Annotated in this window: 25 protein-coding genes; 11 read left to right on the forward strand and 14 right to left on the reverse strand. The window is 73.2% G+C overall.

The annotated features are described in order from the left end of the window. Window positions 1–294 precede the first annotated feature (294 nt). Window positions 295–2,196, forward strand: a complete 1,902-nt coding sequence (locus ACZ3YL_RS17060; RefSeq protein ID WP_188303226.1) for an APC family permease — start codon at window positions 295–297, stop codon at window positions 2,194–2,196. Window positions 2,197–2,213: 17 nt separating this feature from the next. Here ACZ3YL_RS17060 and ACZ3YL_RS17065 read toward each other — a convergent pair whose 3' ends face one another. The 3 genes from ACZ3YL_RS17065 to ACZ3YL_RS17075 all read right to left on the reverse strand — a co-directional run bounded on the left by ACZ3YL_RS17065 (window position 2,214) and on the right by ACZ3YL_RS17075 (window position 4,210). Further along, entirely contained in the window at window positions 2,214–2,480 is a 267-nt protein-coding gene (locus ACZ3YL_RS17065) for a GlsB/YeaQ/YmgE family stress response membrane protein (protein WP_188303225.1), read from the reverse strand. 140 nt (window positions 2,481–2,620) lie between these two features. Next, window positions 2,621–3,421, reverse strand: coding sequence for a HEAT repeat domain-containing protein (locus ACZ3YL_RS17070; protein WP_465658100.1), 801 nt, complete (start codon window positions 3,419–3,421; stop codon window positions 2,621–2,623). Between the two features lie 69 nt (window positions 3,422–3,490). Continuing rightward, complete coding sequence (locus tag ACZ3YL_RS17075; protein WP_465658102.1) at window positions 3,491–4,210, reverse strand: TetR/AcrR family transcriptional regulator; 720 nt, start codon at window positions 4,208–4,210, stop codon at window positions 3,491–3,493. A gap of 110 nt (window positions 4,211–4,320) precedes the next feature. Between ACZ3YL_RS17075 and ACZ3YL_RS17080 the strand changes: the two genes are divergently transcribed. Further along, window positions 4,321–5,535 carry an FAD-dependent monooxygenase gene (locus ACZ3YL_RS17080; RefSeq protein WP_188307746.1) on the forward strand — a complete coding sequence of 405 codons (1,215 nt, stop codon included), beginning with the start codon at window positions 4,321–4,323 and terminating at the stop codon, window positions 5,533–5,535. On the opposite strand, the gene ACZ3YL_RS17085 is transcribed toward ACZ3YL_RS17080, so the two are convergent. Both ACZ3YL_RS17085 and ACZ3YL_RS17090 read right to left on the reverse strand, forming a co-directional pair. Beyond that, complete coding sequence (locus ACZ3YL_RS17085) at window positions 5,519–6,418, reverse strand: hypothetical protein (protein ID WP_465658104.1); 900 nt, start codon at window positions 6,416–6,418, stop codon at window positions 5,519–5,521. The genes ACZ3YL_RS17080 and ACZ3YL_RS17085 overlap by 17 nt on opposite strands. Further along, window positions 6,304–7,380, reverse strand: coding sequence for a serine/threonine-protein kinase (locus tag ACZ3YL_RS17090; RefSeq protein WP_465658106.1), 1,077 nt, complete (start codon window positions 7,378–7,380; stop codon window positions 6,304–6,306). The genes ACZ3YL_RS17085 and ACZ3YL_RS17090 overlap by 115 nt, the downstream gene beginning before the upstream one ends. A gap of 404 nt (window positions 7,381–7,784) precedes the next feature. On the opposite strand from ACZ3YL_RS17090, the gene ACZ3YL_RS17095 reads away from it, so the two are divergent. Together ACZ3YL_RS17095 and ACZ3YL_RS17100 are read left to right on the forward strand one after the other, a co-directional pair. Continuing rightward, complete coding sequence (locus tag ACZ3YL_RS17095) at window positions 7,785–8,414, forward strand: CBS domain-containing protein (RefSeq protein WP_223242876.1); 630 nt, start codon at window positions 7,785–7,787, stop codon at window positions 8,412–8,414. Window positions 8,415–8,541: 127 nt separating this feature from the next. Then, window positions 8,542–9,192 (forward strand): LamG domain-containing protein, encoded by a 651-nt coding sequence (locus tag ACZ3YL_RS17100; RefSeq protein WP_188307281.1) that lies wholly within the window; start codon window positions 8,542–8,544, stop codon window positions 9,190–9,192. A 250-nt stretch (window positions 9,193–9,442) separates the two neighbouring features. Here the strand turns inward: ACZ3YL_RS17100 and ACZ3YL_RS17105 are convergent, their stop codons facing one another. Beyond that, complete coding sequence (locus ACZ3YL_RS17105) at window positions 9,443–9,814, reverse strand: hypothetical protein (protein ID WP_188307280.1); 372 nt, start codon at window positions 9,812–9,814, stop codon at window positions 9,443–9,445. 210 nt (window positions 9,815–10,024) lie between these two features. On the opposite strand from ACZ3YL_RS17105, the gene ACZ3YL_RS17110 reads away from it, so the two are divergent. Further along, window positions 10,025–10,393, forward strand: coding sequence for an SHOCT domain-containing protein (locus ACZ3YL_RS17110; protein ID WP_223242875.1), 369 nt, complete (start codon window positions 10,025–10,027; stop codon window positions 10,391–10,393). A 117-nt stretch (window positions 10,394–10,510) separates the two neighbouring features. Here ACZ3YL_RS17110 and ACZ3YL_RS17115 read toward each other — a convergent pair whose 3' ends face one another. After that, window positions 10,511–10,921, reverse strand: coding sequence for an organic hydroperoxide resistance protein (locus tag ACZ3YL_RS17115; protein WP_188307279.1), 411 nt, complete (start codon window positions 10,919–10,921; stop codon window positions 10,511–10,513). Between the two features lie 185 nt (window positions 10,922–11,106). On the opposite strand from ACZ3YL_RS17115, the gene ACZ3YL_RS17120 reads away from it, so the two are divergent. From ACZ3YL_RS17120 to ACZ3YL_RS17130, 3 genes are all read left to right on the forward strand, one after another. Then, complete coding sequence (locus ACZ3YL_RS17120) at window positions 11,107–11,580, forward strand: MarR family winged helix-turn-helix transcriptional regulator (RefSeq protein ID WP_465658109.1); 474 nt, start codon at window positions 11,107–11,109, stop codon at window positions 11,578–11,580. A gap of 300 nt (window positions 11,581–11,880) precedes the next feature. Beyond that, on the forward strand, window positions 11,881–12,450 hold the full coding sequence (locus ACZ3YL_RS17125; protein WP_465658111.1) for an RNA polymerase sigma factor: 570 nt from the start codon (window positions 11,881–11,883) through the stop codon (window positions 12,448–12,450). Beyond that, window positions 12,447–13,142 (forward strand): hypothetical protein, encoded by a 696-nt coding sequence (locus tag ACZ3YL_RS17130; protein WP_465658113.1) that lies wholly within the window; start codon window positions 12,447–12,449, stop codon window positions 13,140–13,142. Before ACZ3YL_RS17125 ends, ACZ3YL_RS17130 begins: the two co-directional genes overlap by 4 nt. A gap of 46 nt (window positions 13,143–13,188) precedes the next feature. On the opposite strand, the gene ACZ3YL_RS17135 is transcribed toward ACZ3YL_RS17130, so the two are convergent. The 4 genes from ACZ3YL_RS17135 to ACZ3YL_RS17150 form a co-directional block, all read right to left on the reverse strand. Continuing rightward, entirely contained in the window at window positions 13,189–13,857 is a 669-nt protein-coding gene (locus tag ACZ3YL_RS17135; RefSeq protein WP_465658114.1) for a GAP family protein, read from the reverse strand. A 285-nt stretch (window positions 13,858–14,142) separates the two neighbouring features. After that, window positions 14,143–15,555: an argininosuccinate synthase gene (gene argG / locus ACZ3YL_RS17140; protein WP_188308846.1), complete on the reverse strand. Its 1,413-nt coding sequence runs from the start codon at window positions 15,553–15,555 to the stop codon at window positions 14,143–14,145. A 329-nt stretch (window positions 15,556–15,884) separates the two neighbouring features. After that, window positions 15,885–16,718: an SAM-dependent methyltransferase gene (locus ACZ3YL_RS17145; RefSeq protein ID WP_465658117.1), complete on the reverse strand. Its 834-nt coding sequence runs from the start codon at window positions 16,716–16,718 to the stop codon at window positions 15,885–15,887. Between the two features lie 97 nt (window positions 16,719–16,815). Then, entirely contained in the window at window positions 16,816–17,538 is a 723-nt protein-coding gene (locus ACZ3YL_RS17150) for a rhomboid-like protein (RefSeq protein ID WP_465658119.1), read from the reverse strand. A 362-nt stretch (window positions 17,539–17,900) separates the two neighbouring features. Here ACZ3YL_RS17150 and ACZ3YL_RS17155 point away from each other — a divergent pair, with 362 nt between their 5' ends. Then, window positions 17,901–18,623 (forward strand): rhomboid-like protein, encoded by a 723-nt coding sequence (locus ACZ3YL_RS17155; protein WP_465658121.1) that lies wholly within the window; start codon window positions 17,901–17,903, stop codon window positions 18,621–18,623. A gap of 216 nt (window positions 18,624–18,839) precedes the next feature. Next, window positions 18,840–21,548 carry a glycosyl hydrolase gene (locus ACZ3YL_RS17160; RefSeq protein ID WP_465658123.1) on the forward strand — a complete coding sequence of 903 codons (2,709 nt, stop codon included), beginning with the start codon at window positions 18,840–18,842 and terminating at the stop codon, window positions 21,546–21,548. 132 nt (window positions 21,549–21,680) lie between these two features. Here the strand turns inward: ACZ3YL_RS17160 and ACZ3YL_RS17165 are convergent, their stop codons facing one another. Both ACZ3YL_RS17165 and ACZ3YL_RS17170 read right to left on the reverse strand, forming a co-directional pair. Beyond that, the gene (locus tag ACZ3YL_RS17165) at window positions 21,681–22,061 is read right to left on the reverse strand and encodes a VOC family protein (protein ID WP_223243308.1); all 381 of its coding nucleotides are present in this window, start codon (window positions 22,059–22,061) and stop codon (window positions 21,681–21,683) included. Between the two features lie 359 nt (window positions 22,062–22,420). Continuing rightward, window positions 22,421–22,630 (reverse strand): hypothetical protein, encoded by a 210-nt coding sequence (locus tag ACZ3YL_RS17170; RefSeq protein WP_465658125.1) that lies wholly within the window; start codon window positions 22,628–22,630, stop codon window positions 22,421–22,423. 152 nt (window positions 22,631–22,782) lie between these two features. Here ACZ3YL_RS17170 and ACZ3YL_RS17175 point away from each other — a divergent pair, with 152 nt between their 5' ends. Then, complete coding sequence (locus ACZ3YL_RS17175) at window positions 22,783–23,745, forward strand: WGR domain-containing protein (RefSeq protein WP_465658127.1); 963 nt, start codon at window positions 22,783–22,785, stop codon at window positions 23,743–23,745. 101 nt (window positions 23,746–23,846) lie between these two features. Here the strand turns inward: ACZ3YL_RS17175 and ACZ3YL_RS17180 are convergent, their stop codons facing one another. After that, on the reverse strand, window positions 23,847–24,152 hold the full coding sequence (locus ACZ3YL_RS17180) for a WhiB family transcriptional regulator (protein ID WP_188308842.1): 306 nt from the start codon (window positions 24,150–24,152) through the stop codon (window positions 23,847–23,849). Window positions 24,153–24,243 lie beyond the last annotated feature (91 nt).

Below are 24,243 nucleotides of genomic sequence, written 5' to 3' on the forward strand. Positions count from 1 at the left end.
GGGTGGGGCTGGCGCACCGCCGCGCCGGAGCCGCGGGCCACGGCCGGGCGGCGGGCGCCACCCGGGAGGGCCGGACGGGCGCATCCCGGCGTGTTGGCCCGCGCGATCGCCGGTCCGGCCCGGCCCGGTCCCCTAGCCTGACCAGGCCCGCCGTCCGGCGGCCTTGGGGGTCCGGAACCGTGCGGCGGCCGGCCGAAGTCATGGACAGGGGTGTACGTGGGATCGTCGGGTTCGGCCGCACCGGGAACAGCCTCTTCGGCTCCGTCGACGCGGGGTGCCAGGTTCCGGGCGTGGATGCTCGAAGGCCTCGCGGACATGGCCAAGCAGCACCCCGGTCCGCACGCGGAGGCGCCGGCCGAGAAGGGCGCGCACTGGTGGCGGGTCATGTGCCTGACCGGCCTCGACTACTTCTCCACCCTTGGCTACCAGCCCGGCATCGCCGCCCTCGCGGCCGGGCTGCTGTCGCCGATCGCCACGATCGTCCTGGTGCTCGTCACCCTGTGCGGCGCGCTGCCGGTCTACCGGCGGGTGGCCGTCGAGAGCCCGCACGGCGAGGGCTCGATCGCCATGCTGGAGCGGCTGCTGTCGTTCTGGCAGGGCAAGCTCTTCGTGCTGACCCTGCTCGGCTTCGCCGCCACCGACTTCATGATCACCATCACCCTGTCGGCCGCGGACGCTACCGCCCACCTGATCGAGAACCCGCACCTGCACAGCGCCCTGTCCGGCAAGCAGGTGCTGCTCACCCTCATCCTGGTGGCCATGCTCGGCGCGGTGTTCCTGAAGGGCTTCGGCGAGGCCATCGGCCTGGCCGTCGTCCTGGTCGCGGTCTACCTCGCGCTCAACGTCGTCGTGGTGGCCAACGGCATCTGGCACGTCCTCAAGGAACCGCACCTGTTCGGCGACTGGACCGACGCGCTCACCGCCGAGCACGGCAACGCCTTCGCGATGATCGGCGTGGCGCTGATCGTCTTCCCCAAACTCGCGCTCGGCCTCTCCGGCTTCGAGACCGGCGTCGCCGTGATGCCCCACATCGAGGGCGACCCGGACGACACCGAGGACAAGCCCACCGGCCGCATCCGCGGCGCCCGGCACCTGCTCACCACCGCCGCCGTGATCATGAGCGTCTTCCTGATCGCCACCAGCTTCATCACGACCCTGCTCATCCCCCCGGACGCGTTCAAGAGCGGCGGTCCGGCCAACGGGCGAGCCCTCGCCTACCTCGCCCACGAGAACCTGGGCAGCGCCTTCGGCAGCATCTACGACCTGTCGACCATCGCCATCCTCTGGTTCGCGGGCGCCTCCGCCATGGCCGGACTGCTTAACCTGATGCCCCGCTACCTGCCCCGCTACGGCATGGCCCCGCACTGGGCCCGGGCGGTGCGGCCGACGGTGATCGTGCTGACCCTGATCGCCTTCCTGGTCACCTGGCTGTTCGACGCCAACGTCGATGCCCAGGGCGGTGCCTACGCCACCGGCGTGCTGGTGCTGATCAGCTCCGCCGCGGTCGCCGTCACCATCGCCGCCCGCAAGGCCCAGGAACGTCGCTGGGCGATCACCTTCGCGGTGATCGCCGCCGTGTTCCTCTACACCACCGCCGTGAACATCGCCGAGCGGCCGGACGGCGTCAAGATCGGCGCCTGCTTCATCGCGGGCATCATGCTGGTCTCCTTCCTCTCCCGGCTCAAGCGCGCCTTCGAACTGCGCGTCACCGACGTGGTCCTGGACGACGTCGCGGAGCGCTTCGTCCGGGACTACACCCACCGCCCGCTGCGCCTGATCGCCAACGAGCCCAACGGCCGCGACCTCGCCGAGTACCGGGACAAGATCCACCAGATGCGCAAGGACAACGACATCCCGGCCGAGGACGACCTGGTCTTCGTGGAGGTCACCGTGCTCGACCCGTCCGACTTCGAGGCCGAACTGACCGTGCGCGGCGAGGTGCTGCACGACCGCTACCGGGTGCTCGCACTGCAGAGCTCCAGCGTGCCCAACGCGCTGGCCGCGCTGCTGCTGCAGGTGCGCGACCTCACCGGGCAGCGGCCGCACATCTACTTCGAGTGGACCGAGGGCAACCCCTTCGCCCAGTTCCTGCGGTTCTTCCTGTTCGGGCAGGGCGAGATCGCGCCGGTCACCCGCGAGGTGCTCCGCGAGGCCGAGCCCGACCGCGGGCGCCGGCCCGCGGTGCACGTGGGCTGACCCGGGCCGACGCCTGGTCAGCGGCTTCGGCTCTTGCTCCAGGCGGGTGCGACGAAGGCCACCAGGGCGACGGCGAAGCCGAGTTGGAGGAGGTGACGGATCCAGTCGATGCCGGAGGTGTGGCGGACGCCGATCCAGCCGGAGACGGCGTTGCCCAGCAAGGCCCCGGCGGCGCCGAGCAGCATGGTCAGCCACCAGGGGATCGACTGCGGCCCGCGCAGGATCAGCTTGGCGAGCACGCCGAGCACGAAGCCGATGAGCAGAATCCACAGGAGCTGGAACATCGCGGTCCACCTTCCCGGCGCGGTCGGAGTGGACCGGCGCGCCGAATCGCCGAAGACACGGTTCGTCCCATGATCACCCGGTTCGGCCGTTCGGGCACCTCGGGTGCCGGGTGCGCGTCTCCTGGGGGTCCCCGGCGGATTCAGGGCTCCCGGACGTCCGCGACGGCCTCGCGGACGTCCGGGTGCGGATCCTCGGCGAGAGTGTCCAGCAGTTCGGCGACGCCGGGGGAGGACCAGCCCTGGACGGCCCAGACCAGCTCCCCGCGGACGGTCGGGTCGGGGTGCGCGGCCAGTGGGGCGAGGCGCTCCACCGGGCCGCGGCGGCGCAGGCCGAACCAGCGCAGGGCGGCCCGCAGCGCCTCCGGATCGCCGGGTTCCCCCGCCGCCTCGATCCGGGCGAGCAGGACGGGTACGGGCGGCGGCGGGCCGTCCAGCGGGTGCGGATGGCGCTCGCGCAGCCGCCGCCCGCCGTACCCGCCGGGGATCCGGCAGCCGAAGCAGCTGCACGGGCGGGTGCCGTGGGCATCCGGGCGGTAGCGCCAGCCGGCGACCTGCGGCACGGCGCGGACCCGGTGCACCTCGCGGGCGCCCACCGCGCGCGGCACCACCACCTCCCAGCCGCGCGGGTCCGGCAGGGCGGCGATCCGGGCGACCGCCTCGGCGGCGGTCAGCCACTGCTGGGCCTCCCTGGGGCGGTCCCGGTAGTGCCCGACCAGCACCTGCTGGGTGTCGTCCAGCCGGACGTGCACGGCGGCCAGCGAGCCCTTCGGGCCGAATCGGGCCAGTTCGCGCAGCCACTGGTGGGTGAGGGCGTAGGAGGGCAGCACGGGGAAGCAGTACACCCCGCGCACGCCGCCCTGGCCACGACTGTCGGCCCGGATCCCGGCGCGGCGGATGCGCGGCGTGTTCGCCGCGGACGTCAGGTGCACGAACATCGCCATGGGAGCGGATGGTAGCGGTCCGGGTGATCGCGGCTCGACGGGTTATCGGGCGGTCACGTTATCGTGCGGTCACGCCTCCGGACGCGGGCTCGTGCGGCGCTCGATCAGGGCGGCCAGGCCGTCCAGGATGCGGGCCAGGCCGAAGTCCAGGGCCTGGTCGCGTCCGTCCGGTTCGGCCATCGCGGCGGCCACGGCGGGGTAGCGGTCGGCGTGCCGGTGCACCACGGTGCCGAGGGCGGCGAGGAGTTCGGCCTCGGGGGAGCCGTCCGGGCCGGCCGCGCGGGCCTGCTCGGCGATGGTGCGCACGTGCCCGGCGAGCAGGACGGCGGCGTCCATCCGCTCGGCGCCGGTCAGTCCGTGGCCGTCGAGCGCGGCCACCACCCGCTCCAGCCAGGCGAGTTCCCTCGGGCCGAGCACCCGGGGGCCGAGGGTGGCGTCCAGCAGCCACGGGTGCCGGGCGAAGGCGGCAGACAAGTGGTGTGCCCAGGCGGTGAGTTGTTCCCGCCAGCCGGGTCCGTCCGGGCTGGCGGGGGGCTCGCCGACGGCCGACTCGGCCATCAGCGCGACGAGTTCGGCTTTGCCGGGGACATACCGGTAGAGCGACATCTTGGTGAAGTCGAGCAGTCCGGCGACCTTCTGCATGGAGACCGCGCCGAGCCCCTCCGCGTCCGCCAGCTCGACGCCGGCGGCGGCGATCCGCTCCAGGCTGAGGGCCGGCTTGGGCCCGCGGCTCGGCCGGGCGGGCTGTTCCCAGAGCAGTCGCACCGTGTCGTTCGCCGCCTCGCCCATCGTCCGCTCCCGTCCTGGGGGTTGCCTGCTCCCGGTAACTGCGTCTACCGTACACAGCAAGGAACAGTGTCCGCCGGACACAGTTTTGATCCTCGGACGGAGTGGTTCCCATGAGCGCTTCCGCGCGCACCAGGGTGTTGGTCTCGGGCGCGAGCATCGCCGGCCCCGCGCTGGCCCACTGGCTGGGCCGGTACGGCTTCGAGGTCACCGTGGTCGAACTCGCGCCCGCGCTGCGCGGCGGCGGGCAGAACGTCGACTTCCGGGGGCGCACCCACCTCACCGTGCTGGAGCGGATGGGTGTGCTGGACGAGCTGCGCGCCCTCGACACCGGCGGCAGCCCGATCACCTTCGTGGACCAGCGCGGGCGCCGACTGCTGCACCTGCCCGCCGAGTTCGCGGGCGGCGAGCTGGAGATCCCGCGCGGCGAACTGGCCCAGGTGCTGTACCGGCACAGCGAGCCACGCGCCGAGTACGTCTTCGGCGACACCGTCGAGGCCCTCGAGGAGACGGCGAGCGGGGTGCGGGTCGCCTTCCGGCACGGCGCACCGCGCGAGTTCGACCTGGTGGTCGGCGCCGACGGGCTGCACTCCACCGTGCGGCGGCTCGCCTTCGGCCCCGAGCAGCGGTTCGTCCGCCACCTCGGCTACTACGCGGCCACCTGGCAGCTGCCGAACGACGGTGGGCTGCCGGACGGCGGAGCGGGCCTGAACGTCCCCGGCCGGCTGATGTCCGTCGGCCTCGACCCCCGCGACCCGGCCCGGGCGGGCGCCTTCTGCCTCTTCGCCTCGCCCGGACTGCGCTACGACCGCCACGACATCCGGCAGCAGAAGGCACTGATCCGGGACGCCTTCGCCGGCCTCGGCTGGCTGGTCCCGCAGCTGCTCCGGAGCCTGGACGCCGCGCCCGAGCTGTACTTCGACTCGATCAGCCGCGCCGACGTCCCCAGCTGGTCCAGTGGCCGGATCGTCCTGCTCGGCGACGCGGCCTGCGGCGCCACCATCGGCGGGATGGGCACCGGCACGGCGGTGGTGGCCGCCTACGTCCTCGCGGGCGAACTGGCCCTGGCCCGCGGCGACCACCGGGCCGCCTTCACCCGGTACGAGCAGCTGCTGCGCGGCTACGCCCAGGGCTGCCAGAAGGGCGGCGACCGCACCGGCCCGTTCCTCGCGCCACGCACCAGGGCCGGGCTGCGGCTGCGCAACGGACTGCTCAACCGGCGGTGGGTGCTGGAGCGGATGCTGGAGCTGGGAAAGCAGGTGTCCAGCGTCGAACTGCCCGACTACGCGGCGCTGCCGGCCGCCGCTCCGGTCAGTGAAGCGGGCTGATCCGGTTGCCGTTGTCGAGGACCGCCTCGACCTGGACGGCGCCCCTGGCGGGCCGCTCGACCGCCAGGGTGCGGTCCGGGACGGAGCGGTGGGCCGACCAGTCCGGGCCCTTGACGGTCAGCCGGGTGACCCGTCGGCTGCCCGCCGCGAGCAGGTAGTCCGCGCCCTGCGGGGAGTGCCACCACGTCCACGCGACGGTGTCCTGCTCGAAGTGGCCGCACGAGCGGCCCGGGCCGCCCCCGGTGCGCTGGGGCCCTCGGGCGGTCGGCAGCAGCACGGCGGTGGCCGCGCTGCCCTCGCCCGTCCAGCGGTCGGCCCGCAGACAGAACCAGGCGGCCGAGCCCCCGTTCTGCGGCAAGGGCTGCACCGCGAACGCCCACAGGTCGAGCTGCTTGACGCCCGGTGTGCCGTCCGGCACCGCGCAGCCGGCCCGTGCCCAGGCCAGCAGGGCCTCCGGGGCGACCGCCTCGCGCGGCTCGCGGGCGGGCTGGCCGCGGTCCGGCGGCGGGGTGTAGGTGAGGTGCGCCGGGAGGAGACCGCCCAGGTCGGCCAGCAGGAAGGCGTGCTTCTCGGCGATCACCGGGGAGGAGTGCAACTGGAGCACGGTGGCGCCCCGGCAGCCCGCCGGCCCGCCGCCCGGCGCGGCGGCGGTGACCCCGTCGGGATGGTCCAGCAGGCGGGCGGTGGCGTCGGGCTGGTCGATCCGGCGGGTCTCGGCGGTGTCCACCCAGGGTGCCAGCAGGTACCGCAGGGCGGTGCCCTGACGGCTCAGCACCACCGCGCCCGCCGTGGTCGGGTCCGCGTCGTCGGCCCGGGCGAGGTCCAGCCCGCCGCGTCCGTCGGTGAACCGGGCGATCCGGCGGCCGTCGTACAGCACCGCCACACCGGTGCCGTCCACCGTCCCGGCGAACAGCAGCTGCGGCGGGACGGCGGGCGGGGCGGTGTCCGTACCCGGCTCGGCGTGGGTCTGCGGGCCCGGCTGCGCCCAGGCGGCCAGGGCCCGGCCCAGCAGCGCGCCGTCCTCGCGCCGGTCGCCGCGCGCGGGCCAGGCGGTGAAGTCCACCCGCTCGGTGTGCTGCCAGGCGTCCGGCGCCACCCGGACCAGCCGGGCCGGGTCGGTGGTCGCGGCCCGGCCGGCCTCCTGCGCGGGGTGCCCGTCGGATCGGAACCGCCGCCCAGCACCGCCGCCGTGGTGGTCAGCCCGAGCACCCCGACCGCCAGCGCGGCAGCCAGGGTGCGGCGGCGGCGCAGCAGGTCGGTGGGCTGCACCCGGACCGCGCAGGGGTCGAACGCGAGCGGCTCCGGCTCCGGTCCGGCCGGCACTTCGGCGGCGGTCGCGACCGCCTCCTCCGGCTGGGCCACCCCGGCCTCCCGCAGCACCTCCACCGCCTGCGGCCCGGCCAGCTCCTCCACCACCAGCAGCGCGAACGCGGCCCGGGCCGGGGCGTCGAGTGCGCCGAGCGCGTGGTCCAGCGCCGCGTCCCGCTCGCCGCCGTGCGGGGTGAACAGCCGCAGGCCCCAGACCCGGGGCGTCAGCAGCCGGGCGCCGGGCCGTGGCCGCAGCGCGGCGCGCAGTACCCGTCGGCCCAGGGCCGCGTACACCGGGTCGGGGGCGGTGGCGTCGGGCTGGGTGCTGTGGGGCTGGGTGCTGTGGGGTCGGGCGCTGGGGGGCCGGGTTGCCGCGGGCTCGGTGCGACGAGTCCAGCGGAAGGGCAGGGCGCGCTGGACGGCCGCATGGGCGGCGAGCACCCGGCTGTGCCGGTCCCGGTCGGCGGGCAGGGCCAGGTAGGCGAGCCGCACCAGCCTGCGGTAGTGGCGCACCAGCGCGGCCTCCGCCTCCGCCACCGGGCGCGCCGCACCCCGGGCCGCCGGTGCCGCGCCCGTCGTCCGTCCTGCCAACGGGCCCTCCCGGTGCCGTGCGTGCTGTCGTGGTGGACGGTCCAACGAGTCGATCATGTGATGGTTGCGCCGTCCGGGGTGGACAGTGCGTCGGCGGCGGACGGTCCTCGTCCTTCCGGCCCGTCGCCGTGCCCCGGAGCGCGGCAATCCGAGCGGCCGCCGACACCGTTCCTCGGAGGAGTGTTCACAGGTCAGGGCCCTTGGTCCCACCCATTCGGCCCCTTGGCCCCTGGCGATCCGAGCGGCCGGGCGCCATGCTGCCGGTACCGGCCGGGACGATCCGCATCCGGTCGGACCAGCATCGTTGGACGAGGTGAACCGGCGTGCCGCATGCCACCGTCGAATCTGTGATGACCAGCCCCGTGGTCCGGATCGCGCCCGAGACCGGATTCCGGGAGATCGTCGCGCTGCTGACCGAGTACGACATCACCGGGGTGCCGGTGGTGGACCCGGACGGGCGGCCGCTCGGCCTGGTGTCGGAGGCGGACCTGCTGCGCACGCTGGCCGCGCAGGAGGACCCCGGCAGCCTGCTGCCCGCGCCCGAGTCGCTGCGGGTCGGGACGGGCGGCGAGATCACGGCGGCGGACCTGATGACGGCCCAGCCGGTCTGCACCACCCCCGACAGCAGCGTGGTCGCGGCGGCCCGGCTGATGAGCCGGCACGGGCTGAAGCGGCTGCCGGTGCTGGACGAGGAGGGGCGGGTCATCGGCATGGTGAGCCGCGGGGACCTGCTGCGGGTGTTCCTGCGCGAGGACCGGGTGATCCGGCGGGAGATCGTCGAGGAGGTGCTCGGCCGGATCGACGGGGTGAGCCCGGCGGAGATCGGGGTGGAGGTCGACCAGGGCCGGGTGGTGCTCAGCGGCACCGTGCCCGAGGCGCACCTGGTGCCGATCGTGCTGAACCTGTGCCGCTCGGTGGACGGGGTGGTCTCGGTGACCGACCGGCTCCGGCCTGGGGGTGCCACCGCCCCGGTCGGCTGATCGGCCGGGCCCGGCTCGCTGCGGGCTGTGCCGCCCAGGTTCGCATACTGCGGAGCGTATCGGGTAACTCACTCTGTGTGCCCGGCGGTTCGGACTGCCGGGGCGCCAGAGCTTTGGGGAGGCGGCCGTGGCAGTCGTATTCGACGCGGACTTCACTTCGACCAGGCAGTGGATCGCCGGACGTAGCAGCGCGTACCCCCGGATGGGGCCGACCAACCGGAGCGACCACAAGCTCGACTACCTGAGCCACGAGTACTGCCCCGGCGGGGTGTTCAGCGCGGTGCGGCGGCGCACCGGCGGGCTCTGGACGTGCAATCTGCTGACCACCGAGGGCAGTCCGGAGGCCTTCCAGGTCCGTACCGGGGACGTGCTGTCGGCGCAGCTCACCCTGCCCACCCAACTGGGCGCCTGGCCGGCGATCTGGACCTGGCGGGACGGCGGCAACGAGGTGGACGTCTTCGAGTACCACCCGGACAACCCGGACCTCCTGGAGATCTCCAACCACGTCCGTGGCGGCTTCCGGTACTGGCACGGCGGCGGCGTCGGAGTCGCCCCGGGCGCGAGCGTCGGACTGCGGGTGGTGCTCGGCGCGCACTCGGTGGACTGGTACGTCGAGGACGAGCTGGTCTACGCGGACCTGCACGGGGTCGGGACCGGCTGGCACGCCTACCTGATCGTCAACCTCTCGGTGGCGGACGGGACGTACCACGACCGGCCGCCCGTCGACGGGCCGGACCGGCTGAGCTGGGTGTGCCGGAGCCTGACGGTCGAGCGCTGACCCGGCTGCCCGGGAGGCTGCCGGGAGATTACCGCCTTCGTCCCGTTTTCAGCCTGTCCTCGGCCCGCGTTCAGTCGCCGGCGAAGTCCTCCTCGAACAGCCGGCGCTGCGCGTCCAGCGCGGCGAGGTCGAACACCGGGACCAGGAAGCCCTTCGCCCGGCCCTGGCGGCGAGTCTGGCCGACGGCCCTGCCGCGGGTCCACGACCATTCGCGGCACTGTGCGGCACTGCGCGGCGGCGGGTGTTCGGTCTACGGCGCGAACGCGGCGGTGATCGGGCCGCCCGGGCCGGAGCGCTGGAACCAGACCGCCCGGCGGTGCGGGCCGATGTGTGCGGGGTCGGTGACGTACAGGTCGTCGCGCGGGGCGCGCTCGTTGCCGGGGGCCAGCGCGGCGTCAACGGCCCGGTCGGCGAGTGCGCGCAGCAGAGCGGTCACGGTGGCCTCGGCGGCGCTGGGGGCGATGGCGAGGGCGGCGAGCTCGGCCCAGAGCGCGGTGGACAGATAGGCGATCGGGGAGTGGTTGAGCGCGGGGTGGGGGTGGTGGTCGCTGTGGCGGCGGAGCAGGCCGGCCGCGACGAGTTGCTCGGGGGAGCGGTGGTCGTCGGGCAGGTGGTGGCTCATGGGCGGAAACGCTACCCCGGTGGGCGGGGCCGGTTTCGCAGGAACGTTTTCTCAGGCTTTCTTCACAGCGCTTTGACCGGGTGCGGGCGCACGATGGTGGTAGGGCGCTGAACAGCCGGGTGGTCACGGTGGCTCCGGTAGCCCCGTGGCTCGGGTGGTCATGGCGCCGCTCACCTCGGCGGGCCCGCTGGGCCGGAGGAGGAGGACCTGATGAGGCACGGGCATTGGCACGGCTACGGGCCCGGCCAGGGACCGGGTGGCTGGGGCATCGCCGTGATGGTGATCGTCTCGCTGCTCGTCCTGGCGGTGCTGGTGCTCCTGGCCGTCGCGCTGTTCCGCTACGTCTCCCGCTCGCGGCAGCCGATCCCGCACGGGCCGGGCGCCGCGGGGGTGGCGGGCGGCGGCCCGCAGGGGTGGGGGCCGCACGGCCCGACCCCGGAGCAGGTGCTCGCGGATCGGTTCGCGCGGGGCGAGATCGACGCGGAGGAGTACCGGCACCGATGGGAGACCTTGCGTTCGCCGGGCGGGCAGGAGGGGCCGGGCGGTCCGGGTGGGCCGGGTGGTCCGGGCGGCGGCTGACCGGGGGGATCCGGGGATGGAGGGGCGGGGGGAACGGGTGAGGCCCGCCGCACGCGGGGTGCGGCGGGCCTCCCTGCCGGGGCCGGCGGGGCGCCGGGCCTTCCGGAGCGGTGGGACTTACTCGACGACCAGCTCGACCGGGACGTTGCCCCGGGTGGCGCGGGAGTACGGGCAGACCTCGTGCGCCTGCTTGACCAGCAGCTCGCCGCTCTCGCCCGCCAGCGACTCGGGCAGCTCGACCCGCAGCACCACGGACAGGCCGAAGCCGGCGTCGTCCTTGCCGATGGACACCTCGGCGGTCACCGAGGCCTCGCCGGTGTCCACCCCGGCCTGCCGGCCGACCAGGCCGAGGGCGCTGGCGAAGCAGGCGGCGTAGCCGGCCGCGAAGAGCTGCTCGGGGTTGGTGCCCTGGCCGCTGCCGCCGAGCGCGGGCGGCATCGCGAGGGCGAGGTCCAGCTGGCCGTCCGAGCTGACGGCGCGGCCCTCGCGACCGTTGGCGGTGGCGGCGGCGGTGTAGATCGCGTCCATGGTGGGTCCCTTCGTGATGCGCGGTCCGTGGTGCGTGGAGGTGCGCGGAGGCATGCGGGGTCGTGGTGCGTGGGGCCGCCACCGGGCCCTCGGTGGAGGACCGGCCGGTGACCGCTCAATAATTAGAGCACACCATTCAATTGCGCACAACTGAATCGTGTGGCTGTGGTCGGTACGATGGGGTCATGACCACGCTCCCCGGCATGGCGGACGAGGAACTGCTCCGCCTCGACCAGCAGATCTGCTTCTCGCTCAACGCCGCCTCGCGCGCCTTCGGCGGCGTCTACCGGGTCCTGCTCCGGGACCTCGGGCTCACCTATCCGCAGTACCTGGTCATGCTGGTGCTCTGGGAGGACGGCGAACTGCCCGTCAAGCGGATCGGCGAGCGGCTGCGCCTCGACTCCGGCACCCTCTCCCCGCTGCTCAAGCGGCTGGAGGCAGCCGGGCTGGTGCGCCGTGAGCGCAGCCCGGAGGACGAGCGATCGGTCACCGTCAGCCTGACCGTCGAGGGATCGGCGCTGCGCGAGCGGGCCGGGCAGGTGCCGCGCCGGCTGCTCACGGCGACCGGACTGCCGGTCGAGGACCTGGCCGCGCTGCGCGTCCTGCTGGAGCGGGTGACCGTCGCGCTGGACTCGGCGGAGGTGGAGCCGGCGCCGTAGTCCGCCGGGACTGCCACCGGGGCTGCCGCCGGTCGTGGCGCCGAGGTGCCGCCGGGCTTGTCAAGCCGAGGCCCGAGTGGAGTGTGATCTGAGTCACGTCGAGGTCGGCGGGCGGTGGTCCGTGCACCCAAACGGGCAGGTCAGCGGCGCTGTTCGAAAATGAACGGAAACGTTCCCAATTGTCCGCCCGATCCGGTCGACATCCCGCGTCTCCCGAACGGTTACACCACGAGCCCCCAAAGCGGGCCGTCGGCGTGCCACCCGGTGGGCCGGCCAGCTGACCGAGGAAAGGGGGCGCGTGTGAACACTCCCGGGCCGGGCGGGGAGCGGAGCCTGCGGGCGGACCCGCTCGACGACCTGCCGAACGACTTCGAGGCGTTCTTCACCCGCGAGAACACCGGCTACCTCCGCTACGCCCAGCAGCGCCTGCGCCACCGCGAGGACGCCCAGGACGCCGTGCAGAACGCCGGCACCACCCTCTACACGAACTGGTGCCGGGCCCTCGCCAGCGAGGACCCGCAGGCCTTCGCCTTCAAGATCGTCAAGGACGCGGTGGTCGACGTCCTGCGCGAACGCCGGCGCGCCGAACGCAAACGCCTGCGGGTCATCGCCCAGCGCCGCCCCGACACCAGCCAGGACGAGCTGGAGGAACTCGCCGAACTGGACGCCCTGGACTGGGCGATGGACGAACTCGCGCGCGCCGCGCCGGTCCAGGCCGACGTCGTCCGGCTGCGCCAGGCGGGCCTGTCCTACCCCGACATCGGCCGCTCGCTCGGCATCGCGCACACCACCGCCCGCACCTACTACAGCCTCGGGCGGCGCCACCTGGAGTACCTGCTGGAGCACCCGGACGACGGGCAGGCGACATGAAGGCCACCGAGCTGCTGCGCGCCCACGCCGCCGAGCTGGACCAGGACTTCCACGACCACGACCCGGTGGCCTTCACCCGCCGGCTGGCCGAACGGCTCGCCGCCGCCCGCCGGGCCGCCCCGACCGGGCGCGAGCGCCCCGCCCGTCCGCCCGCCGTCGCCCGGCCGCCGCACGCCCCGGCGACCTGGGACCGCCCCGGCACCGCCGGACGGTCCGAACTGCGGCGCGACCTGCGCCACCTGTGCGCCGGGGTGGCGGGCGCGGTGGAACCGGGGGAGCTGGCCCTGGACCTCGAACTCGCCGAGAAGGCCGCCTTCCGCACCCTCGGCTGCCTGCTCTACGGCATGGGCCGCACCGCGGACGGGGTCTTCTGGTGGCGGATCGCCGCCCAGTACGGCGACCAACTGGCCGTCCACTGCCTGGCCGTCCACTACGCCGCCGAGGGCGAACGGCGCGACGCGGCCCGCTGGGCCGCCGAGGCCGAGGACCTCAGCGGCCCGGGGCGGCTGCCGGTGCTCGCCCCGGAGGCCCGGCCGGGCTGCGCCGCCGAGCTGGCCCGGCTGCTGGCGGAGCGCTACGACGGGGAGATCCTGCTGACCCTGCGGGACGCCGTGGCGGCACCGCCGGCGGCCGACGGCGGGCGGCTGGGCGTGCGCGCGGTGCGGGGGCGGGGGATGGTACGGATCCGGTGACGGGGCGGGTGCCCTTGGCGGTGGGCCGGGGCTCCGGCGGGGCGGGTCAGCTGAGTCCGGAGAGGGCGCTGCCGAGGTAGTCGGCGCCGAGCACGATCGGGACGGCGGTCGTGATCGCCGCGTGGTGTGCCGCCATCCAGGCGCGCCACTCGCCGAGGGCGTGGACCGAGCGGTCGGCGCCGCGGAACTGCACGGCGAGCGGCACCAGGGTGCCCAGCGAGCCGATCAGCACCAGCAGGGCGGCGGCCACCGTCCTCGCTCCGGTGCCGGACGGCGCTGCGGCTACCGAGGCGGCGCCGCCGACGGCCGGGATCAGCGTCGTGGGGCGGGATACGACCAGGACCACGGCGAGGGCGGCGGACCTGGCCGGGGTGAGGCGGTCGATCCCCAGCAGCCAGGTCGGTGGCGCGGTGACGTGCCCGGGCCGTGGACGGTCGCGCCACTGTTCGGCCGCGAGCCCGAGCAGGGCGATGCCCAGGGCGAGCTTCAGCCAGGACGACCAGGTCGGGCTGCCGCTGTCCGGGGCCAGTGCGCCGCCGGCCGTCACCACGAGCGCCGCGACCGCTGCCAGGCCGAGCACCCAGCCGGCCGCGAACGCCGAGCCGTTGGCCCGGCCGCGCGGTGAGGCGAGGATCAGCAGCACAGCGATCAGCGGCAGCGGACTGAGCGCGACCGCCACCGCCGAGGCCAGCACCGGGCCGATCGCCTCACCCATCCGCGGACCTGCCTTCCGTCGCCGGGCGCCGTCCGCCATTCAGCTACCGCCGGGGGCGGGGCGCACGGCCGGTGCCGCCGTTCGGGTGAGGGTGGGTGGGTGGTGACCTTGTCGGGTGGTCGGGTGATCTTGTCCGGGATCGGCTGCGGGAGCGGCCGGGGGAACGGCCGGGGAGAACGGCTGCGGGGCCGCCGCACCGATGTGGTGCGACGGCCCCGCGACGGACTGCGTCGGCTGGTCGTCCGGCTGGCTATCGGAGCGGTCGCCCGGCCGGGCGGCGCCCGGTCAGTCGGTGCCGGACTCGATCGCCGCGTGGTCGAGCGCGGTCGGCCGCTCCTCGTCGCCGTTGCCGGCGGCGATCGGCGCCGCGCCGCCCGGGGCGAGCTCGCCGATCAGACCGCTCCACGGTGCCAGCTGGCCGTGACCCGCGTACAGCTCCAGCTTGCTGCGGGAGTCGGCGATGTCCAGGTTGCGCATGGTCAGCTGGCCGATCCGGTCGTCCGGGACGAAGGCGGCGTCGACGCTGCGCTCCATCGACAGCTTCTCCGGGTGGTAGCTGAAGTTCGGGCCCTGGGTGTCGATCACCGAGTAGTCCTGGCCGCGCCGCAGCCGCAGGGTGACACTGCCGGTGACGGCCTGGCCGACCCACTTCTGCAGGCTGTCCCGGAGCATGAGCGCCTGCGGGTCGAACCAGCGGCCCTCGTACATCAGGCGACCGAGGCGCCGGCCCTGCGTGTGGTAGGTGGCGAGGGTGTCCTCGTTGTGGATCGCGTTCAGGAGCCGCTCGTAGGCGATGTGCAGCAGCGCCATGGCCGGGGCCTCGTAGATACCGCGGCTCTTGGCCTCGATGATCCGGTTCTCGATCTGGTCCGACATGCCCAGACCGTGCCGGCCGCCGATCCGGTTGGCCTCGTGCACCAGCTCCACGGCGGTGTCGAACGCGCGGCCGTTGATCCGGACCGGACGGCCGAACTCGAAGTCGACGGTGACGTCCTCGGTCTGGATCTCGACGGAGGGGTCCCAGAAGGCGACGCCCATGATCGGGGCGACGATCTCCATCGAGGTGTCCAGGTACTCCAGCCGCTTGGCCTCGTGGGTGGCGCCCCAGATGTTGGCGTCGGTGGAGTAGGCCTTCTCGGCGGAGTCCCGGTAGGGCAGGTCGCGCTCGGCCAGCCACTCGGACATCTCCTTGCGGCCACCGAGCTGATCGACGAAGTCCTGGTCCAGCCACGGCTTGTAGATCCGCAGGTTGGGGTTGGCGAGCAGACCGTAGCGGTAGAACCGCTCGATGTCGTTGCCCTTGTAGGTGGAACCGTCGCCCCAGATGGAGACGCCGTCCTCCTGCATGGCCCGGACCAGCAGGGTGCCGGTCACGGCACGGCCGAGCGGGGTGGTGTTGAAGTAGGTCTGCCCGGCGGAGCGGATGTGGAAGGCGCCGCAGGCCAGGGCGGCCAGGCCCTCCTCGACCAGCGGGGCCCGGCAGTCGATCAGGCGGGCCTGCTCGGCGCCGTAGGCACGGCCACGGGCCGGGACGTCGGCGAGGTTCGGCTCGTCGTACTGGCCGATGTCGGCCGTGTAGGCGTAGGGGACGGCACCGTGCTCGCGCATCCACGCGACCGCGACGGAGGTGTCCAACCCACCCGAGAATGCGATGCCGATCCGTTCACCGACCGGCAGCTTGCTCAAGACCTTCGACATGCATGCACCCTTGACCCACCCGCGCGGCGCGGGCTCCTGATTTAGCGACGTGTGAGGGGATTCGGCCTGATTGATCCGATGCCCGCACTCTGGCATAGATTTGCAGAGTACCGCAAGAGCATACGGACGCGCCGGGCGGGGTGGTCGATCCCGAGTGTCGCTTCCGGTCGTCGCTCCGGGCGTCAACTCCGCTGGGTGGTCCGGTGTTTGACGGGGCCGACGGTCGCGTGGGTCGGGTACGTCGCCCGGGGAGGGGAGTGGCCGGGAAAGCGAGGGGCCGGGCTCCCGAGGGGGAGTCCGGCCCTGCAGTGGTGACGGGGGTGCGGAGGTCAGGCCTTGCGGCCGACGCCTGCGTACATCCAGCGGGTGGAGCCCTCGGTCGGTCCGTCCGGGCGCCAGAGCGGGACGAAGTCCACGCCCGGTTCCACCGGCTCCCAGCCCGTGAGGAAGGCCTCCACCTCGGCGCGGCCCCGGAGCCGGATGCGCGAATCGGTGTCGTCCCAGGTCTTCACGACCTCGGCGGCCCGCTGCGGATTGCCCTCGGCGGTGCTGTGCGAGAGCAGCAGGAAGCTGCCCGGGGCGAGCCGGCGGTGCACCGCCCGGACGGCCGCGGCGGCCTGGGCGTCGTCGACGAAGTGCAGGACGGCCATCAGCATGACGGCGACCGGCCGGGAGAGGTCGATCAGCTCGCGCAGCGCGGGCCGGTCGAGTAGCTCGTCGAGGTCGCGCAGATCGCCGGTCAGCACGGTCGTGGAGTGGTTGCTCGCGAGCAGCGCCCGGCCGTGGGCGAGCACGATCGGGTCGTTGTCGATGTAGACCACCCGGGAGTCCGGGGCCAGCTCCTGCGCGACCTCGTGCACATTGCCCTGGGCGGGCAGGCCGGAGCCGATGTCGATGAACTGGCGGACGCCGGCCTCGACGCAGAGCTGGACGGCACGGCGCAGGAAGGCGCGGTTCTCCCGGGCCGCCTGCGGGATGTCGGGTGCGGCGGCGATCGCGTGCTCGGCGGCGGCCCGGTCGGGCGGGAAGTTGTCCTTGCCGCCCAGCCAGTAGTCGTAGATCCGGGCCGGATGGGGCCGGTGGGTCTGCAACATCACCGGGTCCACGAAGCCCGTCGTGTCGGTCACGTCCGCCGTGTTCGTGGCGTTGTCGAGCTCGGGCATCGCGTCCCCTCCGTTTGGCCTGATCAACTGTCATCAGAAGCTGGCAGCCAGCCGGTTGATCGGTTCTGCATCGTACCCGGCCCACTTGGAAGGACGATCAGCGCCCCGGGTCGGGTTCACCGCGAGGTCCACCGGCGGCGGAGGCCCGGGCGCGCAGCCAGGGAGTGCGGGCGGCGAGGACGCCGAGCCCGAGGGCCACCAGGTGTCCGGCGTCGGCCAGTTGCTGGTCCGTCGCCCAGGCGCCGGCCAGTGCGAGGGTCAGGGCCGGCAGGCCGTACCGGCGCAGCGCCCGCGGGCCCAGGGCGAGCAGGCAGCCGACGGTGGCGACCAGCCCGTAGCTGATCCCCACGTCCCTCGCGCGGGAGAGTGCGCCCGGGATGCGGGCGGTCAGCATGACCCACATGGCACCCTCGGTGAGCAGGGTGGCGCCGAGGTGGCCGAAGACGAACACGGCGCCCGCGCGGGCCGGGCCCCAGCGCCACTCGGCCAGGCCCAGGGCGACGGCGACGGCCGCGATGCCGGCCCACGCCGGGACCCCGTCGACCACCAGGCCGCTGGTGAACAGCGTCCACCACTTGCCCACCTCCATGTGGTGGACGTTGCTGCTGTTGTGCCGGACGAACCGGGCCCGCGCGGCATGGCTCTCGTTGGCGAGCCAGGTGGCGGTGAGGGTCAGCAGGACGACGTAGACGGAGGTGAGGCGCAGCCGGAGGGCGGTTCTGCGGGCCGTCGAGCGGAGGGCGGCCGTTCTGGACGCCGCTCGCCGGGTGGTGGCGGGGTCGGGGTCGGTCGGTTTCGTCGTCCCGAGGCGGTCCGTCATCGTGCCTGGCGCCCTTGCTCTGCGGTGTCCGGTGCCGGCGGCTCCACGGGAGGCCGGAGAGCCAGCCTACGGCAGTCGGGGGTGTCCGCTCCGCCGACGGTTCTCGGACGGGTGACGCCCGGCGTCCTCTGGGGGCCGGGGGGTCTCGGGCGGTGCGGGGGCGGTGCGCAGGAGGTTCTCGAGCGGTGGGTGCGGTGCGGGTGCGGTGCGCGGGCGGATGCCGGGCGGGTCTCGGGTGGGACTCGGGCGGTGCGTGAGGGAAGGAAGGCCGGAGCCGGAGCGGGGTCACCCGAACGGGCCGTCGCGGCGGCGGGTGGGGGCCGGGCCGGGCGAGGGTGAGGGGGACCGTCGAGGAGGCGCCGATGACCGGCAGCACCACCGGGGTGCCGGGGGCGCACCGGGGGCCCTGGTGGACGCGCGCGGCCCGGGCGGTGTGGCGGTACGTCCGGCGTGCTCCCGGCACCTACATCTGGCTGGCGATCCTGCTGGTCACCACCCAGGTGATCCGGCACGTCGACCCGGCGACCGCCGACCGGATCCTGGAGCGGCGCTCCACCAACCTGCACCACTTGCAGGTCTCGCCGGTCCGGGTGTTGGCCACCAGCGCGCTGTGGATCGCGGGCGGTGGCTGGCTCGGCTACTTCGTGCTGTACAACCTCTTCCACGTGCCCGCCGAGCGCTGGCTGGGCACACTGCGCTGGCTCTCGGTCGCGGTGCTGGCGCACGTCGGCGCGACGTACCTCAGCGAGGGCGTCCTCGGCTGGGCGATCCACCGCGGCATCGCCGCGCCGAAGGCCGTCTACACCCTGGACTACGGGGTGAGCTACGCGCTCGCCGGGGTGGTCGGGGTGCTCACCTACCTGATCGTGCGGCCCTGGCGGTACGTGTACCTGGTGGGGGTGCTGGCCGTGTACGGCTACGGCGTCCACCAGAGCCGGGACTACACCAGCATCGGCCACCTCAGCGCGGCGCTGATCGGGCTCGCCTGCTATCCGATCGCCCGGGACCGGCCCGGCTCCTTCCACCCGGTCGCCTGCGTGGGTGCGGTCGGGCGGCGGTTGCGCGGGTGGCTGCGCAAGCGCTGAGGGGCGGGCGGTGCGCGGCGAGCCCAGATCGGTGCCCGGCCTGCGGAGTGTGGTGGGCCGGGGCATTCGGTGAATGCCAACTGTTGGAAACGGTAGGGCTCTTAACCGTTCTTTACCGTACGGGCCTTCCCTCCGCCGGGCCCACCGACCAGGCTTACCCCCTGCTTCGCCGGGACCGCGCGACCGCGCGGCCGGCCTCAGGGGAGGACCGCACTCGTGCCCATCAGGCAACACCGACGGCTGCTGTTGAGCGCTGTCACGCTCACCGCCCTCGGACTGACCACCACTCAGGCGCTCGCCGCGCCGTCGACGTCGCCCACGGCGCAGCCCTGGCAGGTGCGGCACCAGGCGGACGTCGGGAAGCAGCACGCCGCGCAGACCAAGAAGGCCACCGCCCCCTCGACCTTCAGCCCCAAGGCCGACCCTGCGGCCGGGGACGGCGGCAACGAGGCGGAGAACTCCGCCGAGGGCGTCGCCCAGTACACCGAGGCGCGCACCGCGCCGGGCGTCGTGGCGCCGGGCGCCTACGGCGCGGCCTGGGCGCAGCTGCAGTCGATGCCGCACACCGACGGCAACTGGAAGCACGTCACCGACAAGCCGTACAACTCCGACGACCCGCGCTACCGGGACGTCAACTCCAACTCCAGCGGCGGCGCCGGTCTGGTGACCGGCCGGATCACCGGCATCGCGGCCGACAGCAACGGCTATGTGTACGCGGGCGGCGCCGACGGCGGGGTGTACCGCTCCCGCACCGGCGGCGGGCAGTGGCAGCCGATCGCGGACAAGCTGCCGACCCTCTCCACGGGCACGCTGAACCTGGACGAGGGCGGCCGGCTCTGGTACGCCACCGGCGAGTCCAACACCGGGGCCACCTCGTACGTGGGCACGGGTGTGTACGTGCTGTCCGACCCGCAGCACGGGAAGTTCCAGCCCGGCAACCGGGTGGGTGGCGCGGAGCTGGAGTCGACCATCATCCACGCGCTGCGCTTCGGCGGCGGCAAGGTGTGGGCGGCGACCAGCCGGGGTGTGTGGAGCCACTCGACCTCCGACCTGTCGGGGCCGTGGACGCTGGAGTTCGCGCCCAATCCGGACTACCTGCCGGGCGGTTCCAAGGACAAGGACCCGAGCGCGCCGTACAAGAACATCGCCAATGACATCGCGATCGACCCCAAGGACCCGTCCAAGGTCATCCTGGCGGTCGGCTGGCGCGGCGGCGACACCTACAACGGCTTCTACAGCAAGGCCGCCGACGGCAGCTGGCAGCGCGTCGCCTCGATGGGCGACCTGCCGACAGACGCCGCGAACGTCGGCAACGTGACCTTCGCGCGTTCGGCGGACGGCTCGCGCTACTACGCGATCGACCAGTCCCCGGATGTCGCCGCGCACAACCCGGACACCGGCCTCAAGGGCATCTACGTCTCCAAGTCGGGCTCGCCGTACGGCCCGTGGACGCTCATCGCGGACAAGGACAAGCTGAAGGGCTCCGGCTCCGCCCTCCAGGACGCGGGTTACCAGCCCGGCATCCAGGCCTGGTACAACCAGTCGCTCCAGGTCGACCCGGCCAACCCCGACCACGTCTACGCGGGCCTGGAGGAGGTCTTCGAGACCACCGACGGCGGCAGCAACTGGGCAACCGTCGGGCCGTACTGGAACAACGGGTTCCCGTGCTGGAGCATCGACCCGAGCAAGCAGACCGGTGACTGCTCGCCCACCGTCCACTCCGACCAGCACGCCGTCGCCTTCGGCAGCTACCAGGGCAAGGTGAACGTCTACGTCGGCAACGACGGCGGCATCTACCGGCGCCCCGGTAACGGGCAGTTGGACGCCTGGGGTCACGGTAAGGACTGGACCCCGCTGAACGACGGCACCATCGACACCCTCCAGTACTACTCGGTCGGCATCGGCAAGGACCCGGCGGACCGCTCCGGCAAGGGCGTCATCGTCACCGGCGGTCTGCAGGACAACGGCCAGTCGATCCTGCGCGCCCACGACAAGGTGATGGGCTCCAACTTCGGCGGCGACGGCGCCGACACCCTGGTCGACCCGGCCAACGGCTGCAACATCGCCCAGGAGTACGTCTACCTGGACATGTGGGTCACCCAGAACTGCGCCGTGAACGACGGCAGCTGGACGAAGGACCCGAGCAAGGCCACGTCCTTCGAGATCGCCCCGCCGGACAAGGACACCAGCGCCGCCCGGTTCATCGCGCCGCTCACCAGTGACCCCAAGGACACCAACACCTGGATCGCGGGCGGTCGGCACGTCTGGGTGCAGCACAAGGGTTACGCGATCCGCAGCGGCAGTGAGTGGACCAGCGCGTACGACCTGGGCGCCGGGCACGTCGCCACCGCCGTCGCCACCGTCAACGGGACGGTGTACGCGGGCTGGTGCGGTCCGTGCAACAACCAGGGCTTCAGCCGGGGCATCGCGGTCGGCAACATCGACGGCACCGGCTGGCACCAGCTGGACCTGCCCGTCGACGGCACCCTGCCGAACCGCTACATCTCCTCCTTCGCGGTGGACGAGAAGGACGCCCGGCACGTCATCGTCGCCTTCAACGGGTTCTCCCGGACCTGGACCGAGGGCCCCGGCGCGGGCACCGGCCACCTCTTCGAGACCCACGACGGCGGCGCGACCTGGACCGACGTCTCGGCCAACCTGCCCGACGTCCCGGCGACCTCGGTGAAGATCCTGTCCGACGGCGGGCTCGCCCTGGGATCCGACCTCGCCGCGTTCTACCGCGCGCCGGGCGAGAGCCGGTTCTCGGTGCTCGGCCGCAACCTGCCCACCACCGCGGTGCAGCAGCTCAAGACCGGCCCCGACGGCCGCCTGTACGCCGCCACCTTCGGGCGCGGCATCTGGTCGATCAACCCGCACCAGCTGTCCCAGGACAACGACAGCCAGGGTGACGACAACCAGGGCTGACGGTCCGCTTCGTCCCGGTGCCCGGCCCGCTCACCACGAGCGGGCCGGGCACCGGCGCGTCCGGTCACCCCGCGTCCGATGAACGGGCGGGCGCGGTGGATGTGCGCGGTGGATGTGCGCGGTGGGGCCTGGCTACTGGCCGACGCGCTGGGCCAGGCAGAGGATGTTGCCCTCGCTGTCCTTGAACCAGGCTGCGCGCATTCCCTCGCCCTCGGCGACGCCGTCGACCGTCTTGAGGCCGGGGAAGTCGTACTCCTCGAAGGTGATGCCGCGCTCGCCCAGGGCGGACATCTCCCCGTCGAGGTCGGCGACCTTGAAACTGGCGAGGGTGTGGGCGGCCTGTCCGCCGCTGGGAGTGCGGTAGACGGTGAACTGGGTCGTGCCGCATTCGCAGGTCAGTTCCTCGTCGCCCTCGTCGACGACCTTGAGGCCGAGGACGTCGGTGTAGAAGGCCTTGGCGCGGGCGAGATCGGTGGCGGGGATGACCGCTTGCAGCGGTCCGTCTCCAAGCATGGTGTTTCGCCTCCTCTCGGTTACCAGGCTAGGGAAGTACGGAGCCCGTCGCCCGGCGGGCGGGGGACCGCTTCGGGCCGTGGGCGGGCGATCACGCCGAGGAGTTGGCGCAGGGACACGATGCTGTTGTCAAGGAGCGGTCAGTAGGCGGCCGGCCGGCGCGGGGCCCGGCAGGCCGTGGGTCGTATACCGTCCGTCATGTCGGGCCTCCTTCCTGAGCGTCCTTGTCCTGCGAAGTGGCTTGCCCTGCGAGGTGGTTCGTACGCTGTCACGCGGCGTGGTCGGTTCGCAACCGATTTATCACCCTCCCGTCGGCCCGGGCCTGCGGCACCTGCTCCAGGACGCCCGCGCCGGACAGCTCAGGTGCGCTCCAGCCAGTCGAGGACGACGGTGTCGCGCAGGTGCGGTGCCACGGCGCGCAGCGGTCGCCGGCGCCCTGGGCGGTGGTGAGCAGGATGTGCTCCTTGGGACAGCGCAGAAGGCCGTACAAGCGGCGGGTCCTGGCCGGGGACCAGGATCTCGGTCTCGTAGGCGAGGACGAGGGCCGGGCAGCCGACCAGGTGGGCCACGCCCGCATCCCCCGCGAGAAAGGCATCCGCTGGGGCGGAGGATGCGCGTCCCGGCGTTCTGACCAGCGGAGAAGCAAGCTCCCAGGCGAGCGGTAGGGTCACCCGGGTGCGGTCCCCGGGGCGGGCCCACCGCAGGCGGCAAGGGAGGCCCAGTGACCACATGGCGGCGGTTCGAACGCCAAGAGGACGCGCGCGAATTCTGGGAGATCCGCCAGGAAGGGATCCGCTGCTTCCTCCGCTGGGGCTCCGACCGCACCTCGGGCAAGGGGAGCACGACCATCCTCCACGACGAGGAACAGGCGCGACGCCACACAGCACGCAAGATCAACGAGCGTCTCCGCAAGGGCTTCACCGAGGTCGAACCGCCCTCCGGTCCGGCAGAAGCCGAGACCGCGTCACCGGTCCTGGACGTCATCACCAGGGCGGCCGGCCCCTACGCGCCGGTCCCCGAGTTCCTGCCGGTCGAGGGCTTCGACCAGGTCTACCGCCGCGCAAGCGCACCCGATCACCCGATGGGCTTCCTCGAGTACTACGTGCTGCGCGAGCAGGGACGCACCGCGGTCCGATTCGCAGTGCGAGCCGGCAGCCACCAGGACGCGATGGTTGCCGAGTTCCTGGACTTCCTCTGCTCCAGACGTGACCTCGCCTTCGACGGCCGGTCCCACCACAAGGTGCCGTTGCCGCGCCCGGTCGGGTCCTTCGATCACGCGCTGTTCTGCTCGCCGGCACTTGGCCGGGCCTGTGCGGCCTATCCGGCAGCGGCGGCGCGAGTGGCGACAGCCTTCCCGATGTTCAACTGCGAGATCGGGGACGAGGACCCGGAGGTGCTGGTCGACGCCCGCATCCACGGTCCTGCCGCGCTGCCCTACAGCGACTGGGGACGATCGCCGTATCCCGCCGTTGACCTGCGCTTCGACGTCCAGCCGTCGTTCTACCGACCGTCACCGAAGTTCAAGGTCTTCCGTCCGGCCGACGTTCAGAAGCTCATGGACGTGCTGCGGACTGCATCGCCGCAGAGCTGGCTGGAGATGCGGTCCTTCCGAGGCGAGACCCTGCGTCTCCAGCCTGAGACGAGCATGTCCTTCGCTGACGTGCTCTCCGTTCTGACCAGCTGAGGACCCGACAGTCCTCGCCAGCGGTACCAGCGGCTGCGTTCCCCGAACCCCGGACACCCGGACCGCCGACACCTGGGCCGGTGGCGTTCCGCGGGTCCTGGTCAGGCGGCCGGCTGGGTGCGGTGGATGGGCGTCCGCCTGGTGAGAAGGCGTCGGCGTTCGTCCTCTGTCAGGCCGCCCCACACACCGTAGGGCTCGCGCGTCGAGAGGGCGTGACGTCGGCATTCGATCATGACCGGGCAGTCGACGCAGATGGCCTTCGCGGCCTCCTCACGTGCGTCGTGGGCAGAGCCACGCTCACCCGGGGGGTGGAAGAACAGGCTGGTGTCCGCTTGACGGCAGGCACCGTGGATCTGCCAGTTCCACTGGTGGTCGAAAGCTCCGGGCAAGCGGGATATGTCCGTCACGGCAGGTACCTTTCCGGTGTCGACAAACACTGCACAGTCGCTCGTCTAACCAGCTTCTGGCACCTTAACCAGGGCACGGTGAGGGCCACTT

Source organism: Kitasatospora sp. NPDC023176 (genome assembly GCF_055560495.1).